Here is a 19,085-nt window from a genome sequence, read left to right on the forward strand (position 1 = left end):
CACCCCCATGGGCGGCCGTCCGCGTTCTTAGACGTTGAACTTCTGGGCGTCAGGAACTACGTGCGCAAACTGGAGCTCTTTACCTGACGAGTAGTGACCGCAGTGGGTACCACCGCTTGAGTAGTTGGTACATTGAGCACCTGCGATCTCGCCATCGCCGGTTCCTTCTTGCAACTCCGCCCCACTGACGAGAGTGATGTCCAGCACAGAGGCGTTCTGGATCTGCATGAGATCATTGGACGCACTTTCCTGCGACGCAGATGCGATTCCGGATAGACCAAGCATTGCAATGAGTGCCGGAGGAAGAATCACGGACTTGCAGATCTTCGACATTTTTCAGCTCCTTTGAAGTTGATACTGCTGAATATGGCCGTGAGCTTGCGCGGCTCCTGGCCAGCGTCAGCGATTGCTGACGATTTAGACTTTTCCAGCAGAGTCATCGACATCAATAGCAGCAGATTCCTTTGCAACTATCCTCAGTACAGGGACTTTCACGTAGCGTCTGGAGATGACGCAATCCGCCGAGTGCGGGGGATTCTCCGAATCAGTGACATTGGAAATGGCGGAGGAAAATTCACGCCGGATGCGACTGACAATCGATTAATTCCAGAAGTACCATCCCGCTGCCGCCACCAACGCACCCAACAACAGCACCTGCACCACCACATAGCCCACACCACTGTCGCGCGACTCAGCGGCAATGCGCTTCTGCAGCGCCTCGCTCACATCCGGTGTTTCTTCCTGCTGCGCCTGCTTACGCAACGCCTGCGCCAGTGCTCGCTCTTCCGCATCACGAGGGTCGGTCGATTGGGTCACAGCAGTTCTCCGGCGGCGGCATGCCGCGTCAGTTCCTGCTTCAGGACGTGGCGCGCGCGGTGCAGGTGGCTCTTGATGGTACCGCGCGCCAGCCCCGTCACCTGCTCGATCTCAGCCAGATCGAAATCCTCCAGGTAGTGCAGACCGACGATCAGGCGCTGCGGTGCACTCAGTCGCTCCAGCGCCGCGCCAAGCTGGCGCCCGGCCTGCAGCGCCTCGCTCAACTCGGCGGGGCCGGGGCCCTCATCGCCGATTCCCAGTTCCTCCGGCACCTCCACCGCTACCATCCATTGCGCCTCCAGCCGCCGCCGGCGCAGGTGCTGCAGCGCCGTGGTGTAAGCGACCCGGGATACCCAGGTACGCAGCGAGGATTCAAAACGAAAGCGGTGCAGCTGGCGGAACACGGCAAGGAAGGTTTCCTGCAGCAGGTCGGCGACCTGGTCGCGGTCGCCCACCATGCGCCCGATCACATGTGCGCAGGTGCGCTGGTGGGTCTCGACCAGTTGCGAAAAGGCCGCCTGCGAGCCGTCGATGATGGCCCGCACCAGGACCTGGTCCGCATCCAGCGGTGCGGCGGGTGCCGCCGTCGCCGCTGCTTCGTGGCGACGACGGCCCCGCAATGCCGACAGTGCTTCGCCGAGCAGGCTCATGCGCGGGGCGCTCCCTGTGCCCGTGGCATATCCTGGCTCAGCCCTTGCGTGCGACGGGACGGGTGAAGTGCCAGGCCAGCAGCTGGCCCAGGCCGGCGCTGCCAACCAGCGCGGCGGCGGCACCGAAGGTCAGGTCACGCGCACCGATGGCTTCCAGCAGGGCCATGGCCAGCGCCAGGCAGACCAGGCTGATGCCCCAGCGCAGCGCACCCTGGCGGCGGCGCTCTTCTTCCAGCACGGCCAGCGAGCGGATCACTTCCTCCGGCACGTGCGGGGCCACCAGCTTGCTGCGAGCGCGGGCATCGGCAATGGCGTGGATCGCGTAGGCGATGCAGATGAAGAGGGTGATCGGGATCAGTTCCTGCATGGTCGGGCTCCTGTTCGGTGGATGATGCGGGTTCAGGAGAATGGATGCGCGAGGCCGGCCACCGGTTGCACCACTTTGCCAATCCCGCTGCCATGACCTGTGGCCCCTGCCCCGGGCCCTTGCGGCTGCTACGCTTGGCCGGTTTCCTCTACTGGTGCCGTCCGCCCATGTCCCGAGTGCTGCCCCTGTCCCTCCTGCTGTCGGCCGTGCTGGCCGCACCGGCTGCGCATGCCGCGCCGACGCCGATCACCATCGAACAGGCCATGGCCGACCCGGACTGGATCGGTCCGCCGGTCGAGAAGGCCTGGTGGTCGTGGAACAGCCAGCAGGTGGAGTACCAGCTCAAGCGCAACGGCAGCCCGGTGCGCGATACCTTCCGCCAGCCGGTGGCCGGTGGCATGGCTGCGCAGGTGGCCGATGACCAGCGTGGCACCCTGGACGTGGCCGAGCCGGTCTACGACCGCAGCCGCAGCCGCAGCGCCTTCGTGCGCAATGGCGATGTGTTCGTGCGTGACCTGCGCAGCGGCGCACTGACCCAGCTGACCCGCAGCAACGAGCGCGCGGGCAACGTGAACTTCGCCGCCGACAACGGCGTGATCTGGCGGGTCGGCCAGAACTGGTTCCACTGGACCGCCGCCAGCGGCGTGCAGCAGGTGGCCAGCCTGAAGGCCGAGAAGGACCCGCGTACGGCACCGAAGGCCGACGTGCTGCGCGACCAGCAGCTGCGCACGCTGGAAACCCTGCGCCGCGACCGTGACCAGCGCGAAGCACTGAAGGACCAGGACCAGCGCTGGCGCCAGGCCGACCCGACCCGCGCGCCGGGCCCGGTGTACCTGGGCGCCGACGTGGAGATCGCCGACAGCGTGCTGTCGCCGGACCTGACCCACCTGATCGTGGTGACCAAGCCGAAGGACTTCGACGACGGCCGTGGCGGCAAGATGCCGCTGTACGTGACCGAGTCGGGCTACGAGGAAACCGAAGACACCCGCACCCGCGTCGGCCGCAACGGCTTCGAGCCGCACACCCTGTGGTACGTGGATGTGCGCACGGGCAAGGCCGAGAAGGTTTCGCTGGCCGGCCTGCCGGGCATCAACACCGATCCGCTGGCCGAGCTGCGCCGCAAGGCCGGCAAGGACGCGCTGAAGGGCGAGCGCAGCCTGCAGGTGATGAGCGACTTCATGGGCGGTGGCATCCGCTGGAGCCCCGATGGCCAGCAGGCCGCGGTGATGCTGCGTGCCAACGACAACAAGGACCGCTGGATCATCAGCGTCAACGCCGCCGATGGCCGCGTGCAGAACCGTCATCGCCTGACCGACAACGGTTGGATCAACTGGGGCTTCAATGATTTCGGCTGGATGGCCGATGGCCGCACGCTGTGGCTGCTGTCGGAGGAATCGGGCTTCTCGCACCTGTACACCCAGGCCGGCACCGCCAAGCCGCAGGCACTGACCAGCGGCAAGTGGGAAACCTCGGCGCCGGTGCCGTCGGCCGATGGCAAGGGCTTCTACTTCCTGTGCAACCAGCAGGCCCCGCATGATTACGAAGTCTGCGCGGTCGACACCGGCAGCCGCCAGGTGCGCGAGCTGACCAGCCTCAACGGCGTGGAAGACTTCTCGCTGTCGCCGGACGGCCAGCAGCTGCTGGTGCGCTACTCTGGCGCCTACCTGCCGCCGCAGCTGGCCGTGCTGCCGAGCACCGGTGGCCAGGCCCGCGTGCTGACCGACACCCGCACCGCTGACTACAAGGCGCGCCAGTGGATCCAGCCGAAACTGGTGGCAGTGCCGTCCAAGCATGGCGCCGGCGTGGTCTGGGCCAAGTACTACGAACCGGAAAACAAGGAACCGGGGAAGAAGTACCCGATCGTGATGTTCGTGCACGGCGCCGGCTACCTGCAGAACGTGCACCAGCGCTACCCGGCCTACTTCCGCGAGCAGATGTTCCACAACCTGCTGGTGCAGAAGGGCTACATCGTGCTGGACATGGATTACCGCGGCAGCGAAGGCTACGGCCGCGACTGGCGTACGGCGATCTACCGCAACATGGGCCACCCGGAACTGGAAGACTACAAGGACGGCCTGGACTGGCTGGTCGATACCCAGCAGGGTGACCGCGATCATGCCGGCATCTACGGCGGTTCCTACGGCGGCTTCATGACCTTCATGGCGCTGTTCCGCTCGCCGGGTACGTTCAAGGCCGGCGCCGCGCTGCGCCCGGTGGTCGACTGGCACCAGTACAACCATGGCTACACCAGCAACATCCTCAACACCCCGGACATCGATCCGGAGGCGTACCGCGTGTCCTCGCCGATCGAGTACGCGCAGAACCTGCAGGACAACCTGCTGATCGCCCACGGCATGATGGATGACAACGTGTTCTTCCAGGACTCGGTGAACCTCACCCAGCGCCTGATCGAACTGCACAAGGACAACTGGTCGATCGCACCGTACCCGCTGGAGCGCCACGGCTACGTCCGCGCCGATTCCTGGCTGGACCAGTACAAGCGCATCCTCAAGCTGTTCGAGCAGAACCTGAAGTGAGCAATGCCGCGGCCACGATCCACATCGTGGCCGCGGTCATCCTGGATGACCGCGGCCGGGCGCTGGTGGTGCGCAAGCACGGCGCCACCCGCTTCATCCAGCCCGGCGGCAAGCCCGAACCCGGCGAAGCACCACTGCAGGCACTGGCGCGCGAGCTGGACGAGGAACTGGGCGTGCAGCTGCGCATCGCTTCGGCCATCGCGCTGGGTACATTCGAGGACTGGGCAGTGAACGAGCCCGACCACCGCGTGCAGGCGCAGGCCTGGTGGGTGCAGGTGGAGGGCACGCCGCAGGCACGCGCGGAGATCGCTGAACTGGCCTGGGTGCCGCTCCAGCCACCGCACGGCCTGCCCTTGGCACCGTTGAGCGAACACCATATCCTGCCGGCCGTCGCCACCCGGGTGACGGCCCGCTGATCGCGCGGGCACCGCTTGCAAGGACACCGGATGTCAGTGCCGCCCTCGTCGCAGCCTTCGCCCTACCACGCGTGGATTCGGCCACTGGTCCAGGCCTCCTTCTGGCTGTCCGCGCTGCTGACCGGCTATTTCGTGCTGCAGGGCCTGCTGGTGTGGCCGCTGCACGACGCTCCACTCTGGCAGCTGCTGGCGGGTGAAGCACAGCATCGGCAGATGCACAGCCTGACCTGGCTGCTGGCGCACCCGGTGGGTGCCTCGATGATCACCGCACTGCTCTGCCTGGTCTCGGCCGTGGCCAGCTGGGGGCTGCTGCGCGAGCGCCGCTGGGGCCTGTGGAGCTTCGTGGTGATGCTGCTATTGAGCGCACTGGCCAATTTTGCGATCACCTGGTGGCTGGACGTGTTCATGCGAGACATGATCGTGCTGCTCGCCGATCAGCCGGACATGCAGCAATCGCTGCAGCCGCGTCGCTGGATGATGACCTTCACCCTGCTGGGCACCTCGGTGCTGTTCCTGGGTCTGCAGGGCTGGCTGGCCTGGCGCCTGTTGCGGCCGGACATCCGCTCGCGCTTCCACTGAGCCCCGTCCCCTTCCCGCACGACAAGGACCGTCGCATGCGCCTGTTGAACCTTCTCCCCGCGCTGCTGTTGCTCGCCGCACTGCCTGCCAGCGCCGATGCCCTGCGCTGCGGCGAGTACCGCAGCGTCGATGACGGCATGGCACTGGTGTTCACCACCCCCAGCAGCGGCTACCGCCACAACGGCATCGGTGAGCCGGAGCCGCTGTGGGTCGATCGCAGTGCGGCGCAGACGCGCCTGGTCATGCTCGACGATGGCGTGGCGGAGCCAATCCGGATCAGTGCCGATGGGCAGCGCATCGAGGACAGCGTGACGGTGGTCTACACCCTGCGCCAGTCCCGGGCCTGCACCGCCGAACCCGGCGCGGTGGCCGGCAGCTGCCGCGCTGCTGGCAGCTACTGCATGGTGCAGCTGCCAACGGCCTCGCCCAGCCAGGCCCGGCGCGCCTGCGACGAGGGCGTGGGTGCGGGCTGCTCGGCGCTGCTGCGGCTGATGCGTGAGGGCAGTGCGGCGGATGCTGCCGATGACGCCGGCCCGGCCGTCTTCGAGCGCCCGCCGCCGTGCCGCGAACACACCGCCGGGCACGATCGGCAGGCCTGCGAAGCCATGACCGACGATGCACTGGCCACTGCCATGCGGCGGGTGGCCCAACGGCTGGCACAGGAAGACGAAGACACGCTGGATGCGCCGCTTCCGGCCGCTGCACGCGATCGCCTGCAGCAGTTGTGCCTGCAACACCGTGGTGGGCGCTTCTGCGTCGAAGTGGCCGCGCAGCAGCTGATTGCGCTGGAGCCCGCATTGGCGGTGCAGGCCCTGCAGGTCACCTGCGATGGCGGCCGCGTCAGTGCCTGCGAACGTACCGCACCATTGCGTGAACTCGGTGCCGACCTGCGCCTGGTGGCGCTCCAACATGTGCCGTGTGGTCGCTACCAGGCTGACGGTGGCGTGATCGACATGCTCGACTTCGGCGATGGCACGCAGGCCCGCCTGCACGAAGGCGCCGTCCAGCTGCAGCAGAACGGCGAAACCCTGGTGCTGCGCCAGCTCGGCAATGGCGACCTGCTCGGCATGGATACCCAGACCGGCTACCAGCGTTACCGGCCACTGCCCGACGCGGCACAATGCACGCCCCCGCGCGAGGGCCAGGGTTCGCCGTAGCGCCAGGAGCTATCCGTTCGATCGTCAAGGAGACGACATGCATTCACCCACACCGCGCCGCCGCTGGCTGGCCTGGGCCCTGCTGCTGGCCGCGCCGATGGCCGCCGCACAGTCACTGCAATGCGGCCTGTTCAAGGCCGATGAAGGCAGCAGCACGCTGCGCATCAGCTCACCCAACCGTGGCGAGCAGAAGCACTTCGGCAGTGCGCCGTCTCCGGTCGTGTTCCAGCAGATTGACGGAAAGCTGCAACTGGTGAATCTGGAGTACGGCCTGCCCAGTGCGCTGCAGGTGCGCGATCGTGGCCGCACGGTCGAGGTGGATGGCACGGTCTACCTCCTGCAGACCCCCGCACAGTGCGCCGCAGCCGCCACGCCGGTTGCAGGCAGCTGCCTGGCTGATGCGACGGCGTGCCTGGACAACCGTCGCGAAGCGACCCCGACCGCGCTGGAAGCAGGGTGCCGGGAAGGCGTGTCCGGCATGTGCCTGCAACTGGCTGATCGTTGGCATGAGGAGGCCAAACCCACGGTCGAGGCCGATCCCGCCTTGGCAAAGGCAGCGCTCGACGCCGCCCTGTCCGGCATCAAACTCCCCGCCGCCTGTGACGATGGTGGCTTCGAACAGGGAACCCCGGCGTGTGCCGCCGCGCTCGAGGCCGACCCCGCAGTGCAGGAGCAGCTGGTCAAGGCCGCGATGACGGCCGCCATGACCGAAGCCATGGTGACGATGACGGCGCCGACCGTGCCGGTGATCATTCCGACTGAGCGGCGGCAACAGTTGTTGCGGCTGTGCCGCGAGGTACCGCATGGCGGCTTCTGCACCCGCGTCGCTGAGCTGTCCTGGGAGGCGGGAGATCCCCTGCAGGCAGTGCAGGCTCTGGCTGCGGCCTGCACCCCTGGCAATGACACCGCCACCTGCGAGCGCCTGCCGGCGCTGCAGGCGGTGGGTACATCGTTGCAACCGCAGCCGGCAACGGTCCTGCCCTGCGGCAATTACCGGGCCGACGGCGGCCTGATGGACACGCTGGATTTCGGCGATGCCGGCCTGGTTGGCGTGGGCTGGAGCAGCCATCTTCGCGCACGCGTCGAAGAGGGCGACATCCGCATCCGCCACGACCGGGGCGGCGACTTCGTGCTGCGCCCGCTGCCTGGCGGCCAACTGCTGGGCCTGGACACCTGGACCCGCTTCCAGGTGTTCGTCCCCACTGGCGAGGGCTCGAGCCGCTGCAGTGCACCGAAGCAGTTCAAGGTGCTGCCACTGCCACAGGATTGCCCGCTGGCGTTGGCCAACGAGGACGGGGCCAAAGCCTGCTGCGCACAGGGCAAGCTGCAGGGCTGCAACATTCTCGGTAACCGCCTTGCGCTGTCCGGGAACTGGTTGCAGGCCGCCGAGCACTACACCACGGTCTGCCGCGCTGGCGTCCGCGAGGGCTGCGAGAACCTGGTCACCGCTCAGGGCAACGGTGCGGATGTGGACGCACGGGCAACCCTGGAGCAGCTGTGCAAGGCCGACCGCAGCGGCCTGCATGTGGCCTGCGACGTACTCGGCACCCAGAACTGGGAGCTGATCACGCTGGGTGGTGCCCTGCAGAAGGCGGTTGACGAGGCGGCCGTGGACGACGCTCCGGCGCCGCGCAATTCCAACCGCAAGCGCTGAGCCCGCCAGGGCCTGTCCGCAGCTTCGGGCGGGCCCTGCGGTAAAGTACGCGCCATGAACGAATTCGAGCGCGTGCGCGCCTACCTCACCGACCTGCAGGACCGCATCTGTGCGGCGATCGAGGCCGTCGATGGCCAGGCCCGCTTCCAGGAAGACCTGTGGCAGCGTGCCGAGGGCGGTGGCGGGCGTACCCGCGTGCTGCGCGATGGTGCGGTGTTCGAGCAGGCCGGCATCGGCTTCTCGGACGTGGCCGGCAGCCGCCTGCCGCCGTCGGCCTCGGCCAACCGTCCGGAACTGGCTGGCGCCTCCTGGCGTGCCACCGGCGTGTCGCTGGTGTTCCACCCGCTCAACCCCTACGTGCCGACCACCCATGCCAACGTGCGCTTCTTCCAAGCGCAGCGCGACGGCGAAGTGGTGGCCAGCTGGTTCGGCGGCGGCTTCGACCTGACCCCGTTCTATCCGTTCGACGAGGACGTGCAGCACTGGCACCGGGTCGCGCGCGACCTGTGCGCACCGTTCGGCGATGAGCGCTATGCCGCACACAAGCGCTGGTGCGACGAGTATTTCTTCCTGCGCCACCGCAATGAAACGCGCGGCGTCGGCGGCCTGTTCTTCGACGACCTGCACGGCGATTTCGAGCGCGATTTCGACTATCTGCGTGCGGTCGGCGATGGCTTCCTGGATGCCTACCTGCCGATCGTGCAGCAGCGCAAGGACACCACCTACGGCGAGCGCGAACGCGAGTTCCAGCTGTACCGTCGCGGCCGCTATGTGGAGTTCAACCTGGTCTATGACCGCGGCACCCTGTTCGGGCTGCAGAGCGGTGGCCGCAGCGAAAGCATCCTGATGAGCCTGCCGCCGCGGGTGCGTTGGGAGTACGGCTTCAGTCCGGAAGCGGGCAGCGCCGAGGCACGCCTGGCCGATTACCTGGTGCCGCGCGACTGGCTCTGATCTTCCAGCGCTACGCCTGAGGCGTGGTGCTTTCCCCTACCTGGTCCGTCCTGTATCGGACCGGTCGTGTTTTTCTTCTTCAAGGATGACGTCATGCCTGCTGCTGTTCCCCTCCGCCCCCGCACCTCGGGCTGGCGCTTCCTGCTGTTGCTCGCACTGACCTCGGCCAGCCTTCCGGCGGCCGCGCAGTCGATGGCCTGCGGCACCTACAAGGACAGCGGCGGCGCTATCACGCTGACCATCGAGAGCGAAGGCCACGCCTTCCTGTCCGGCCCCTACCAGGCCACCGAGGAACTGCGCATCGCCCGCCAGGAAGACGTGCTCGGCACCGGCAACCTGTCCACGGGACGCCTGGAAAACTGGTTCTTCTCGGACAACGACCGCACGATCAACACGCCCTACCGCGAGTTCACCCGTGAGCACGCCGCCGCCTGCAAGACGATGCCCGAGCCCATCGAAGATGGTTGCGTGATGAACACCTCCGAGTGCCTGGAGGCGCTGCCGGAGGCCGCACCGGTGAAGCTGCACGCGTGGTGTGCCGAGGGCGTGGGCGCGGCCTGCACGCAGCTGCTGGAGACCTACCAGCAGCAGGCCAAGGACGCAGCGCCGGCGCCTGCACGGACCGAGCCGCCGAAGCCGGAGATCTGCAAGGAGGATTCCGCGTCCTTCAACGCCGAGGGCTGCAGGGCGATCGCCGAAGTGATCGGGCTGGAGATGATCGGCAAGTCCCTGCTCGGACTGCAGCATTCAGTCGATCCCGTATTGCCGTCCGCGCAGCTCGATGAGCTGGCCGCACTCTGCCGACAGCAGCATGGCGAGACGTTCTGCGCCGACGTTGCCGAGGTGCTGTGGAGTGGCGGGCGCCTGTTGCAGGCCCACGAAGCACTGCAGCTGTCGTGCGCGCAGCGCGCGGACGGCGTGGCCTGCGGCCGCGCCCAGGCACTTGCCAGCCTGGCCGCTGCACCGGCCTCTGCACTGGCCCCGGTGCCAGCCACCGTACTGCCCTGTGGCAGCTTTGAAGCCGAGTACGGCGTGCTCTCGCAGCTGCGCTTCCTCGATGGCGGCCTGGTTGAGGCCGAGGGCCGCGACCAGCGCCTGCGCGCGAGCCTGCAGGACGGCCGCATCCTCATCCGTCGCGATGTCGGCAGCGACTTCGTGCTGCAACCGCTGAAGAACGGAAATCTCGCCAGCGTCGACGGCGGCAACCGCTTCGCCTACTACGAGCGCAAGCCCGCCGCAGGCAATGCCAGCTGCACGCCGCCGGTGGCGTTCGTGGAGATCCCGCTGCCACTGGATTGCCCGACCCTGGCACGCAAGGACGGCGCCAAGGCCTGCTGCACCGATGGCAAGCTGCTCGGCTGCAAGGTGGCCGGCGAAGCACTGTTCGAGACCGAGAAATGGGCCGCGTCGCTGCCCTACTTCCAGACACTGTGCAGCGCGGGCGTGCGCGAAGGTTGCCTGTCTCTGGCAGCGGTGTATGCGCGTACGGCAGACCCGAAGATTCCGCAGGCCATGGCGGCGATCTGCGCGAAGGATGGCAAGGGCACGCACGTGGCCTGCGATGTGGACGCCACCCGCAACTGGCCGGCACTGAAGGCCGAAGCCGCGCCCTGAGGCTCATGCACCTGTAGCCGAGCATGGGCTCGGCTCTACAAGGTCAGGTGCTCTTCCTGGGGACGATGGTGATGTGCCCGTTGATCTCCAGCAGGGCCAGCTCGACATCCTCCACGCCCAGGCAGCCCTGCTGGCGCATGGCGGCCTCGAAATCGGCGCGGGTGACCTGCTCGCGGCGCAGCACGGCGTCGAACAGACGGCCATCACGTGCGATCACCACGGGTTCTCCTTCAACCAGGCGCTCGATCCGCCGGCTGCGGGTACTCACCCAGCCTACGCCGTAGTTCAAAAGAATCAGGGTCGCCGCCAGCAGCAGGCCGCCACCCAGCGAGGTATCGGTGCCCAGCAGCGCGTTCTGCACCGCATTGCCCAGCAGCACCACCAGCAGCACGTCGAACGGGGTGATCTGCCCCAGCGGGCGCTTGCCGCTGAGCCGGACCATGCCCAGCACCACGACATAGACCACCACCGCGCGCAGGATGAACTCCCACCACGGCATTGCCAGTGCGAACAGGTCGGGCATTGCGGATTCCCCTGCGGATCGGTGGCCCAGCCTAGCACCCGGGGTCAGATCCCTTTGCCCATCGGGCAAAGGGATCTGACCCCATCTGAGGTTGTGGCGGCACAAATAAAAAGCCCCGCTGACCAGGGGGAGGTCAACGGGGCCGGGGAACGGGCACTTGGGGAGGAGTCCCCGTTCCGAGATCTGCTCCAGGGGATGGGAGAGATCCACAACAGGCATTGCGCCTGTCGAGAGTTATAGAAGCACTCCGAACACTAACGGTTCGTGAAGGGGCCCAATTTAATGAACCTCCATCAGGGCAACATTCATGATCGAGTCAGAAACCTCTGACGGATGAACGAATTCACGTCGTTTTCGGCCTGAAACACCCTCAGTGCGCTTCGTCCCAGTTGTTGCCAATGCCGGTATCGACCACCAGCGGCACCCGCAGTTTGGCCGCTTGCGACATGCGCTCGACTACCTGCAAACGCAACTCCTCGACGAAACTGCTTTCGGTTTCGAACACCAGTTCATCGTGCACCTGCAGGATCATCCGCGCCGGTGCGCCGCTGTCACGCAACCACTGATCCACGTCCACCATCGCGCGCTTGATGATGTCGGCGGCGGTGCCCTGCATCGGCGCGTTGATCGCGGCACGCTCGGCACCGGCGCGCAGGCCCTGGTTACGTGCATGAATGTCGTTCAGGTACAGGCGGCGGCCGAACAGCGTTTCCACATAGCCCTGGTCGCGGGCCTGCTGGCGCATCCGCTCCATGAAGTCGCGTACGCCCGGGTAGCGGCTGAAGTACAGCGCCACGTAGTCCTGCGCCTGGCCGCGGTCGATGCCCAGGTTGCGGGCCAGGCCGAAGGCGCTCATGCCGTACATCAGGCCGAAGTTGATGGCCTTGGCCGCGCGGCGCTCATTCGGGGTTACCTCTTCCAGCGTGCGCCCGAACACCTCGGCGGCGGTGGCACGGTGCACGTCGGCGCCCTGCTCGAAGGCACGCACCAGGCCCGGGTCCTCGGACAGGTGGGCCATGATCCGCAGCTCGATCTGCGAGTAGTCGGCCGCCAGCAGCTGGAAGCCCTCCGGGGCGATGAACGCGCGCCGGATGCGGCGGCCATCCTCGGTGCGGATCGGGATGTTCTGCAGGTTCGGGTCCGATGAGGACAGGCGGCCGGTGGCGGCACCGGACTGGTGGTAGCTGGTGTGCACGCGGCCGGTGTCCGGGTTGACCATCTCCGGCAGCTTGTCGGTGTAGGTGCTGCGCAGCTTGGCCAGGCCCCGGTAGTCCAGGATCACCCGCGGCAGCTCGTGCTGGTCGGCAATCGCCTCCAGTGCCTCTTCATTGGTGCTGGGCTGGCCCTTCGGGGTCTTCACCACCGCCGGCAGCTTCAGCTCGTCGAACAGCACCGCCTGCAGCTGCTTGGGCGAATCCAGGTTGAAGCTGCGTCCAGCCAGCTCGGTGGCCTTCTGCTGCGCCGCCAACATGCGCGAGGACAGGTCCTGGCTCTGCCGGCGCAGTTCGTCGGTGTCGACCCGCACACCGTTGGCTTCGATCGTGGTCAGCACCGGCACCAGCGGCATCTCGATGTCGCGGTACACGCTGTCCAGCGCCGGTTCTGCCAGCAGCTGCGGCTGCAGCGCGCGGTGCAGCCGCAGGGTGACGTCGGCGTCCTCGGCCGCATAGCGGCTGGCTTCGTCGATGCCCACCTGCGAGAACGGAATCTGCTTGGCGCCCTTGCCGGCCACGTCCTCGAACTTGATGGTGTTGTAGCCCAGGTAACGCAGGGCCAGCGAATCCATGTCGTGGCGGGTGGCGGTGGAATTGAGCACGAAGCTCTCGAGCATGGTGTCGTCGTGGTAGCCCTGCACCTCCACGCCGTGGCGGCGCAGCACATGCAGGTCGTACTTGCCATGCTGGCCCAGCTTTTTCTTCGCCGGGTCCTGCAGCACCGGGCGCAGTGCATCCAGCACCTGCTGCATCGGCAGCTGGGCCGGCGCACCCGGGTAATCGTGGCCGACCGGGATGTAGGCGGCCTTGCCCGGCTCGACCGCCAGGCTGATGCCCACCAGGCGTGCGCGCATCGCGTCCAGTGCATCGGTTTCGGTGTCGAAACTGATCAGGTCCGCCTGCTGCAGACGCTCGACCCAGGCCTGCAGCTGCTCGGCCGTCAGCACGGTCTCGTATTCACCCGGCACGGCCAGCGCCGGATCCAGCGTGCCCGCTGCCGGTGCCTCAGCGCTGCCACGGGCGAAGCCAGCAGCGGTGCCACGCAGGCTTGGGGTGGCTTCGCTGGCGGCGGTCGGCGCCGGCAGCGGCGCACCCAGCTCCTTCAATGCCTGGGTGAAGCCGTAGCGCGCATACAGCTCGGTCAGCTCCGGCACGTGCTGCTCGCGCAGGGCCAGCGTGGTCGGGCTGGCGTCCAGCTCCACGTCGGTGCGGATGGTCACCAGCTCGCGGTTCAGCGGCAGGCGCTCCAGCGCCGCGCGCAGGTTCTCGCCGATCTTGCCCTTCATGGTCGGCGCGGCCGCCATCACCCCGTCCAGGTGCTGGTACTCGGCCAGCCACTTGGCGGCGGTCTTCGGTCCGCACTTCTCCACGCCCGGCACGTTGTCGACGGTGTCGCCCATCAGTGCCAGCAGGTCGATGATCTGGTCGGCGCGAACGCCGAACTTCTCCATCACCGCCGCATCCGAATCCATGCGGCTGCCGGTCATGGTGTTGACCAGCTCGATGCCCGGGCGCACCAGCTGGGCAAAGTCCTTGTCGCCGGTGGAAATGGTCACCTTCAGGTCCTGCGCCACGCCCTGCAGGGCCAGCGTGCCGATCACATCGTCGGCCTCCACGCCAGGGATGCGCAGGATACTGATGCCCAGCGCTTCGACGATGCGGCACATCGGCTCAACCTGGCTGCGCAGCTCATCGGGCATCGGCGGGCGGTTGGCCTTGTACTGGTCGTACAGGTCATCACGGAAGGTCTTGCCGGGCGCATCGACCACGAACGCCACGTAGGCCGGGCGCTCCTTCAGTGTCGAGCGCAGCATGTTGACCACGCCGAACAGCGCGCCGGTGGGTTCGCCCTGTGCATTGGACAGGGGCGGCAGCGCGTGGAACGCGCGGTACAGGTAACTGGACCCGTCGATCAGGACTAATCTGCTCATGGGTCGATTCTACGCGCCCGTGCCTGCATCGCGGCGACACGGCAGGCGCCCGGCGATGGGGCATAATCAAGGCTCTTTCCAGGCAAAGGCCCCCGCCGATGAAGACCCTGATGCTGGCTTCCCTGCTCCTGCTCGCTGGCTGCGCCAGCATGGGTGGCGCGGGCGCTCCCCCGGTGGACGTCAAGGGCGCGGATGTGTCCAAGCGCACCATGGACAACGGCGATGTCATCGAGGAATACCGCGTATCCGGCCAGCTGCGCATGGTCAAGGTGACCCCGTCGCGCGGTGCCCCGTTCTACATGTACGACAAGAACGGCGATGGCCGTTTCGACAACGACAAGGACGGCGTGTCGCCGGTGTACTGGAAGCTGTACAGCTGGTGATGTGGCCGGGGTCGGATCCCTTTCCACAGGAAAGGGCTCTGACCCCATCAAGGCGATCGGCACGGCCATCCACGCATGGCGTGGATCTACCGGGACAACGAACGTGGATCCACGTCATGCGTGGGTGACCGCCTATCAGTAGATCCACGCCATGCGTGGATAGGCCCCTGCCGGCCCCCACAAAAAACAACGCCGGCGCGCATCCTGCGGCCGGCGTCGGGTCCCCTCCCCGGGAACGCTTGAATCAGCGGATGACCAGCACCGGCAGCGTGCTGCGTGCCAGCACTTCGGCGGTCTGGCTGCCCAGCAGCACGCGGGTCACGCCACGGCGGCCGTGCGAGGTCATCACGATCAGGTCGCTGTTGCGCTCGCCGGCGGTCTCGATGATGCCGTCAGCCGCGTAGCGGTCCAGCACGTGCACCGGATTGGCCGTGATGCCCTGTTCGGCCGCCTTGGCCAGCGCCGGCTGCAGCACCTTCTGCGCGCCTTCCTCGCGGTCGGCCTTGTACTCAGGGCTGTTCATGTAGCCCACGCTCCAGCCCATGGCGTCGTACATGCCGACAGCCCACGGCTCGGAAACGGTCACGATATCGACCTCTGCATTGAGGTCCTTGGCCAGCTCCAGGCCCTTCGCCAGGCCCTTGTCGGCCAGCTCGGATCCGTCGGTGGCAATCAGGATGCGCTTGTACATGATGGGGCTCCGTGGCGGTCTGCCAGATGGGAACAACACCATTGCACACCGGATGTGCAGGGCGCGCCTTGAGCAGGATCAATCCGGCGCCGCGCATTGGTCCGTGCGCATCGTCACGTGGTACCGGGGACAGGCTCCGCCCGCCCTCTTCTGTAGAGCCGAGCCCATGCTCGGCTTCGGATGCATGAGCCGAGCATGGGCTCGGCCCTACAACAATGTCGCTCAGGCGATCTGCACCACGCGCGCGTTCTGGCACAGCGGGTAGCTGGCCACGAATTCAGCGATCGCATCACGCATCGCCTCGAACGATTCGCCATACATGTACAGCGCGGTCTCGGTCGGGCCCTGCCACCAGCTGCAGATCTCGCCCAGGCCGTCGATGTTCTCCGACAGCTGTTCGAACACGTGGTTGGAATCGCACTGTTCGTAGACCTCGTCCGGCAGGTTCAGGCCATCCAGGTAGATGCCCAGCCCCTCGGTCACGCCGAAGCTGCGGTCGGCCTCGCCCGCACCCTGCAGCTGCGAACCCTTCGGCGCACCCAGCTGCTCCAGCAGGTCGATCAGCTTCGGCACGCCGGCTGCATCGACCAGCGCTACTTCGATATCGCCGTACTCGACCTCACCCAGGTCGGACATCGCGGTGCCACCACCAGCCAGCTCGCCCACCTGGGCCGCCTGCAGCAGCGCATCGAGCGGATCCTCGAACAGCTCGTGGCGGTGCTCGGGCTGCAGCCGGGCATTCAACTTCACGGTGACGTGCAGCGTGGGTTCGGTCATGGGGGTGTTCCTGGAAGATGTGGCTTCTATTGTAGAGCCGAAGGTAGCGGCAGGAGCCGCTGCCAACGTCGCTTGCGACGGCCCGAAGGGTGCCGGTCAGGACGACCGGCATAGCCATGCTCGGCTGTTCTTCCAGCCAGAAACAGCCGAGCATGGGCTTGGCTCTACAACAGCCCGTCAACGCAGGAACGGCGCCACCTTGCGCTTGAGCAGCTCCACCAGCACCGGGTCCATGTAGTCGTAGTCGTCCGGAATATCCAGGCAGATCACCCGCTTGCCCTTCAGCCATGCCTTGTAGCGGCTGGACAGACGGTTGCGGTGCGCCTTTTCCATCACGAAGACCAGATCCGCCCACTGCAGCAGCTCCGGGCTGAGCACTTCCTCGGCATCGGCCAGCAGGCCGGCCGAGGCGGTCTCAATGCCCGGCCAATCGGCGAACACCTGCTCAGCCGTGGGGCTGCGCAGGCGGTTCTGGCTGCAGAGGAAGAGCACATTGCGGGACATGCCCGCAGCCTAATCGGGGTCGGATCCCTTTTCCAACGGGAAAGGGCTCTGACCCCAACCACGTGCATTCCGCGATGGGGTCAGAGCCCTCCCTGTGGGAGGGATCCGACCCCTCGACGGTGATCAGATCACCGTCAGATTGGCATACGCCATCACCAGCCACTTGCTGCCGGCGTCGGCGAACTCGACCTGCACGCGGGCGTGGGCACCGTTGCCTTCGTAGTCGGTCACCATGCCTTCGCCGAACTTGGGATGGGTGACCAGTGCGCCGAGCTTGATCGGCGGTGCCTCGATCGAGGCATGGCCCATCACCCGGCTGGCGCCCATCGAGGCCGGCCGCGAGACCTGCACCTTCGGGCGGACTTCGTGCAGCAGCTCGCGCGGGATCTCGCGCAGGAAGCGCGACGGCAGGCTGTAGTTGTCCTGGCCGTGGATGCGGCGCGATTCGGCGTAGCTCAGCACCAGTTTCTGGCGCGCGCGGGTGATGCCCACGTAGGCCAGGCGGCGCTCTTCTTCCAGCCGCCCGCTTTCCTCCAGCGAGCGTGCGCTGGGGAACAGGCCTTCTTCCAGGCCGGCCAGGAACACCAGCGGGAACTCCAGGCCCTTGGCCGAGTGCAGGGTCATCAGCTGCACGCCCTCTTCGCCCGCCTGCGCCTGGCCCTCACCGGCCTCCAGCGCGGCATAGGCCAGGAACGCGACCAGCTCGTCCATGTCCTCGCCCACTTCCTCGATGTCGTCGGCGCGGCGCACGAAGCGCGAGGCCACCGAGACCAGTTCGTCGAGGTTGTCGGTGCGCGATTCGGAGTCCAGCGCGTTGCGGCTTTCCTTGCTCCAGTGCTCGCGCAGCTGCGAGCGGGCCAGCACGTGGTCCACGCGCTCGGCCAGGGTCATGTGCAGGGTCTGCGCCTGCAGCTCGTTGACCAGCACCAGGAAGCCGGCCAGCGCATTGCGCGCACGTGCGGCCAGCGCGCTGCCCTGGGTGACCAGCATGGTCGCTTCCCACAGCGAAATGCCCTGCGCGCGCGCCTCGCGGCGCACTTCGTCCAGCGTGCGGTCGCCGATGCCACGCGTCGGCGTGTTGACCGCGCGCTCGAAAGCCGCGTCGTCGTTGCGATTGGACAGCAGGCGCAGGTAGGCCAGCGCGTCCTTGATTTCGGCACGCTCGAAGAAGCGCATGCCACCGTACACGCGGTACGGCACCTGTTCGCTCAGCAGCGCTTCTTCCAACGCGCGCGACTGCGCATTGCTGCGGTAGAGCACGGCCACTTCGGTATAGCTGCCACCGTCGCGCACCCACTGGCGCGCGCGCTCGACGATGTAGCGTGCCTCGTCCATCTCGTTGTACGCGGCGTACAGATCGATCGGCTCACCGTCGCCGCTGTCGGTCCACAGCTGCTTGCCGATGCGGTCGGGGTTGTGCGCGATTACCGCATTGGCGGCGCCGAGGATGTTGGCGGTGGAACGGTAGTTCTGTTCCAGGCGGATGGTCTGCGCGCCCGGGAAGTCGCGCAGGAAGCCCTGCACGTTCTCGACCTTGGCACCGCGCCAGCCGTAGATGGCCTGGTCATCGTCGCCGACCACGAACACGTGGCCGGAATCGCCGGCCAGCACGCGCACGAAGGCGTACTGGATGGCATTGGTGTCCTGGAACTCGTCCACCAGGATTTCGCGGAAGCGGGCGCGGTAGTGCGCCAGCAGCGCCGGATTGTCGCGCAGCAGTTCGTGCGCGCGCAGCAGCAGCTCGGCGAAGTCGACCAGGCCGGCGCGGTCGCAGCGTGCCTGGTACTCGATGTAGGCCTGGCGCATGGTTTCCAGCCAGGCGTCGTGCGGCTCGGGCTGGATGTGCTGCGGGCGGCGGCCTTCATCCTTCTGCGCGTTGATCCACCACGCGATCTGCTTGGCCGGGTACTTGCCGTCGTCCAGTTCCAGCGCCTGCACCACGCGCTTGACCAGCCGCAGCTGGTCGTCCGAGTCCATCACCTGGAAGCCTTCCGGCAGCTTCGCGTCCTGCCAGTGCAGGCGCAGCAGGCGGTTGGCCAGGCCGTGGAAGGTGCCGATCCACATGCCGCGGCTGCCGTTGGGCAGCTGGGCATCGATGCGGTGGCGCATTTCGCCGGCCGCCTTGTTGGTGAAGGTCACCGCAAAAATGCCGTGGGTCGGCACGCCATCGACTTCATGCAGCCAGGCGATGCGGTGGGTGAGTACGCGGGTCTTGCCGGAACCGGCACCGGCCAGCACCAGGTGGTGGCCGGGGGGAGCGGAGACGGCTTCGCGCTGGGCCGGGTTCAGGCCATCAAGCAGGTGGGAGACATCCATGCCCC

General features: G+C 67.0%; 18 protein-coding genes. 8 read left to right on the forward strand and 10 right to left on the reverse strand.

Translation table 11 applies throughout. The features are described 5' to 3' along the window. Positions 1 to 27: 27 nt before the first annotated feature. The 4 genes from ACJ7C5_RS11005 to ACJ7C5_RS11020 all read right to left on the reverse strand — a co-directional run bounded on the left by ACJ7C5_RS11005 (position 28) and on the right by ACJ7C5_RS11020 (position 1,833). Positions 28 to 333, reverse strand: coding sequence for a hypothetical protein (locus ACJ7C5_RS11005; RefSeq protein ID WP_412703908.1), 306 nt, complete (start codon positions 331 to 333; stop codon positions 28 to 30). 267 nt (positions 334 to 600) lie between these two features. Then, positions 601 to 816, reverse strand: coding sequence for a hypothetical protein (locus ACJ7C5_RS11010; RefSeq protein WP_094002274.1), 216 nt, complete (start codon positions 814 to 816; stop codon positions 601 to 603). Next, a complete protein-coding gene (locus ACJ7C5_RS11015; protein WP_412703909.1) occupies positions 813 to 1,466 on the reverse strand; it encodes an RNA polymerase sigma factor in 654 nt (217 codons plus the stop codon). The genes ACJ7C5_RS11010 and ACJ7C5_RS11015 overlap by 4 nt, the downstream gene beginning before the upstream one ends. A gap of 37 nt (positions 1,467 to 1,503) precedes the next feature. Next, positions 1,504 to 1,833 carry a hypothetical protein gene (locus ACJ7C5_RS11020; RefSeq protein WP_088028001.1) on the reverse strand — a complete coding sequence of 110 codons (330 nt, stop codon included), beginning with the start codon at positions 1,831 to 1,833 and terminating at the stop codon, positions 1,504 to 1,506. Between the two features lie 167 nt (positions 1,834 to 2,000). Between ACJ7C5_RS11020 and ACJ7C5_RS11025 the strand changes: the two genes are divergently transcribed. The 7 genes from ACJ7C5_RS11025 to ACJ7C5_RS11055 all read left to right on the forward strand — a co-directional run bounded on the left by ACJ7C5_RS11025 (position 2,001) and on the right by ACJ7C5_RS11055 (position 10,741). Further along, positions 2,001 to 4,370, forward strand: coding sequence for a S9 family peptidase (locus ACJ7C5_RS11025; RefSeq protein ID WP_412703910.1), 2,370 nt, complete (start codon positions 2,001 to 2,003; stop codon positions 4,368 to 4,370). After that, the gene (locus tag ACJ7C5_RS11030; protein WP_097049874.1) at positions 4,367 to 4,786 is read left to right on the forward strand and encodes an NUDIX hydrolase; all 420 of its coding nucleotides are present in this window, start codon (positions 4,367 to 4,369) and stop codon (positions 4,784 to 4,786) included. The genes ACJ7C5_RS11025 and ACJ7C5_RS11030 overlap by 4 nt, the downstream gene beginning before the upstream one ends. A 30-nt stretch (positions 4,787 to 4,816) precedes the next feature. Further along, entirely contained in the window at positions 4,817 to 5,365 is a 549-nt protein-coding gene (locus ACJ7C5_RS11035; protein WP_097049875.1) for a hypothetical protein, read from the forward strand. A gap of 35 nt (positions 5,366 to 5,400) precedes the next feature. After that, positions 5,401 to 6,522 (forward strand): hypothetical protein, encoded by a 1,122-nt coding sequence (locus ACJ7C5_RS11040; RefSeq protein ID WP_412703911.1) that lies wholly within the window; start codon positions 5,401 to 5,403, stop codon positions 6,520 to 6,522. A 37-nt stretch (positions 6,523 to 6,559) separates the two neighbouring features. Next, a complete protein-coding gene (locus tag ACJ7C5_RS11045; RefSeq protein WP_412703912.1) occupies positions 6,560 to 8,176 on the forward strand; it encodes a hypothetical protein in 1,617 nt (538 codons plus the stop codon). A 54-nt stretch (positions 8,177 to 8,230) separates the two neighbouring features. Beyond that, positions 8,231 to 9,127, forward strand: coding sequence for an oxygen-dependent coproporphyrinogen oxidase (gene hemF / locus ACJ7C5_RS11050; protein ID WP_164162190.1), 897 nt, complete (start codon positions 8,231 to 8,233; stop codon positions 9,125 to 9,127). A gap of 93 nt (positions 9,128 to 9,220) precedes the next feature. Next, positions 9,221 to 10,741, forward strand: coding sequence for a hypothetical protein (locus tag ACJ7C5_RS11055; protein ID WP_412703913.1), 1,521 nt, complete (start codon positions 9,221 to 9,223; stop codon positions 10,739 to 10,741). Between the two features lie 43 nt (positions 10,742 to 10,784). Here the strand turns inward: ACJ7C5_RS11055 and ACJ7C5_RS11060 are convergent, their stop codons facing one another. Next, positions 10,785 to 11,264, reverse strand: coding sequence for a DUF421 domain-containing protein (locus ACJ7C5_RS11060; RefSeq protein WP_094002265.1), 480 nt, complete (start codon positions 11,262 to 11,264; stop codon positions 10,785 to 10,787). Between the two features lie 370 nt (positions 11,265 to 11,634). Next, positions 11,635 to 14,409 carry a DNA polymerase I gene (polA, locus tag ACJ7C5_RS11065; protein ID WP_412703914.1) on the reverse strand — a complete coding sequence of 925 codons (2,775 nt, stop codon included), beginning with the start codon at positions 14,407 to 14,409 and terminating at the stop codon, positions 11,635 to 11,637. A gap of 98 nt (positions 14,410 to 14,507) precedes the next feature. Between polA and ACJ7C5_RS11070 the strand changes: the two genes are divergently transcribed. Continuing rightward, positions 14,508 to 14,792, forward strand: a complete 285-nt coding sequence (locus ACJ7C5_RS11070) for a DUF2782 domain-containing protein (protein WP_005411628.1) — start codon at positions 14,508 to 14,510, stop codon at positions 14,790 to 14,792. Between the two features lie 244 nt (positions 14,793 to 15,036). On the opposite strand, the gene ACJ7C5_RS11075 is transcribed toward ACJ7C5_RS11070, so the two are convergent. The 4 genes from ACJ7C5_RS11075 to uvrD all read right to left on the reverse strand — a co-directional run bounded on the left by ACJ7C5_RS11075 (position 15,037) and on the right by uvrD (position 19,080). Further along, complete coding sequence (locus ACJ7C5_RS11075) at positions 15,037 to 15,483, reverse strand: universal stress protein (protein WP_005411629.1); 447 nt, start codon at positions 15,481 to 15,483, stop codon at positions 15,037 to 15,039. Positions 15,484 to 15,705: 222 nt separating this feature from the next. Continuing rightward, positions 15,706 to 16,260 (reverse strand): hypothetical protein, encoded by a 555-nt coding sequence (locus ACJ7C5_RS11080; RefSeq protein ID WP_412703915.1) that lies wholly within the window; start codon positions 16,258 to 16,260, stop codon positions 15,706 to 15,708. A 177-nt stretch (positions 16,261 to 16,437) separates the two neighbouring features. Further along, on the reverse strand, positions 16,438 to 16,764 hold the full coding sequence (locus ACJ7C5_RS11085; RefSeq protein ID WP_412703916.1) for a low molecular weight protein tyrosine phosphatase family protein: 327 nt from the start codon (positions 16,762 to 16,764) through the stop codon (positions 16,438 to 16,440). 123 nt (positions 16,765 to 16,887) lie between these two features. Next, complete coding sequence (gene uvrD, locus ACJ7C5_RS11090) at positions 16,888 to 19,080, reverse strand: DNA helicase II (RefSeq protein WP_049446958.1); 2,193 nt, start codon at positions 19,078 to 19,080, stop codon at positions 16,888 to 16,890. Between the last annotated feature and the right edge of the window lie 5 nt (positions 19,081 to 19,085).

This window comes from Nocardiopsis yanglingensis, from assembly GCF_045809185.1.
Lineage (GTDB): Bacteria > Pseudomonadota > Gammaproteobacteria > Xanthomonadales > Xanthomonadaceae > Stenotrophomonas > Stenotrophomonas yanglingensis.

What these genes read in the sequence shown, in the direction of transcription:
- ACJ7C5_RS11080 (WP_412703915.1), bottom strand. Translation starts at nt 16,260, where the DNA reads ATGACCGAACCCACGCTGCACGTCACCGTGAAGTTGAATGCCCGGCTG.
- ACJ7C5_RS11005 (WP_412703908.1), bottom strand. Translation starts at nt 333, where the DNA reads ATGTCGAAGATCTGCAAGTCCGTGATTCTTCCTCCGGCACTCATTGCA.
- ACJ7C5_RS11035 (WP_097049875.1), top strand. Translation starts at nt 4,817, where the DNA reads ATGTCAGTGCCGCCCTCGTCGCAGCCTTCGCCCTACCACGCGTGGATT.
- ACJ7C5_RS11025 (WP_412703910.1), top strand. Translation starts at nt 2,001, where the DNA reads ATGTCCCGAGTGCTGCCCCTGTCCCTCCTGCTGTCGGCCGTGCTGGCC.
- ACJ7C5_RS11060 (WP_094002265.1), bottom strand. Translation starts at nt 11,264, where the DNA reads ATGCCCGACCTGTTCGCACTGGCAATGCCGTGGTGGGAGTTCATCCTG.
- hemF (WP_164162190.1), top strand. Translation starts at nt 8,231, where the DNA reads ATGAACGAATTCGAGCGCGTGCGCGCCTACCTCACCGACCTGCAGGAC.
- polA (WP_412703914.1), bottom strand. Translation starts at nt 14,409, where the DNA reads ATGAGCAGATTAGTCCTGATCGACGGGTCCAGTTACCTGTACCGCGCG.
- uvrD (WP_049446958.1), bottom strand. Translation starts at nt 19,080, where the DNA reads ATGGATGTCTCCCACCTGCTTGATGGCCTGAACCCGGCCCAGCGCGAA.
- ACJ7C5_RS11040 (WP_412703911.1), top strand. Translation starts at nt 5,401, where the DNA reads ATGCGCCTGTTGAACCTTCTCCCCGCGCTGCTGTTGCTCGCCGCACTG.
- ACJ7C5_RS11015 (WP_412703909.1), bottom strand. Translation starts at nt 1,466, where the DNA reads ATGAGCCTGCTCGGCGAAGCACTGTCGGCATTGCGGGGCCGTCGTCGC.
- ACJ7C5_RS11045 (WP_412703912.1), top strand. Translation starts at nt 6,560, where the DNA reads ATGCATTCACCCACACCGCGCCGCCGCTGGCTGGCCTGGGCCCTGCTG.
- ACJ7C5_RS11020 (WP_088028001.1), bottom strand. Translation starts at nt 1,833, where the DNA reads ATGCAGGAACTGATCCCGATCACCCTCTTCATCTGCATCGCCTACGCG.
- ACJ7C5_RS11075 (WP_005411629.1), bottom strand. Translation starts at nt 15,483, where the DNA reads ATGTACAAGCGCATCCTGATTGCCACCGACGGATCCGAGCTGGCCGAC.
- ACJ7C5_RS11055 (WP_412703913.1), top strand. Translation starts at nt 9,221, where the DNA reads ATGCCTGCTGCTGTTCCCCTCCGCCCCCGCACCTCGGGCTGGCGCTTC.
- ACJ7C5_RS11070 (WP_005411628.1), top strand. Translation starts at nt 14,508, where the DNA reads ATGAAGACCCTGATGCTGGCTTCCCTGCTCCTGCTCGCTGGCTGCGCC.
- ACJ7C5_RS11085 (WP_412703916.1), bottom strand. Translation starts at nt 16,764, where the DNA reads ATGTCCCGCAATGTGCTCTTCCTCTGCAGCCAGAACCGCCTGCGCAGC.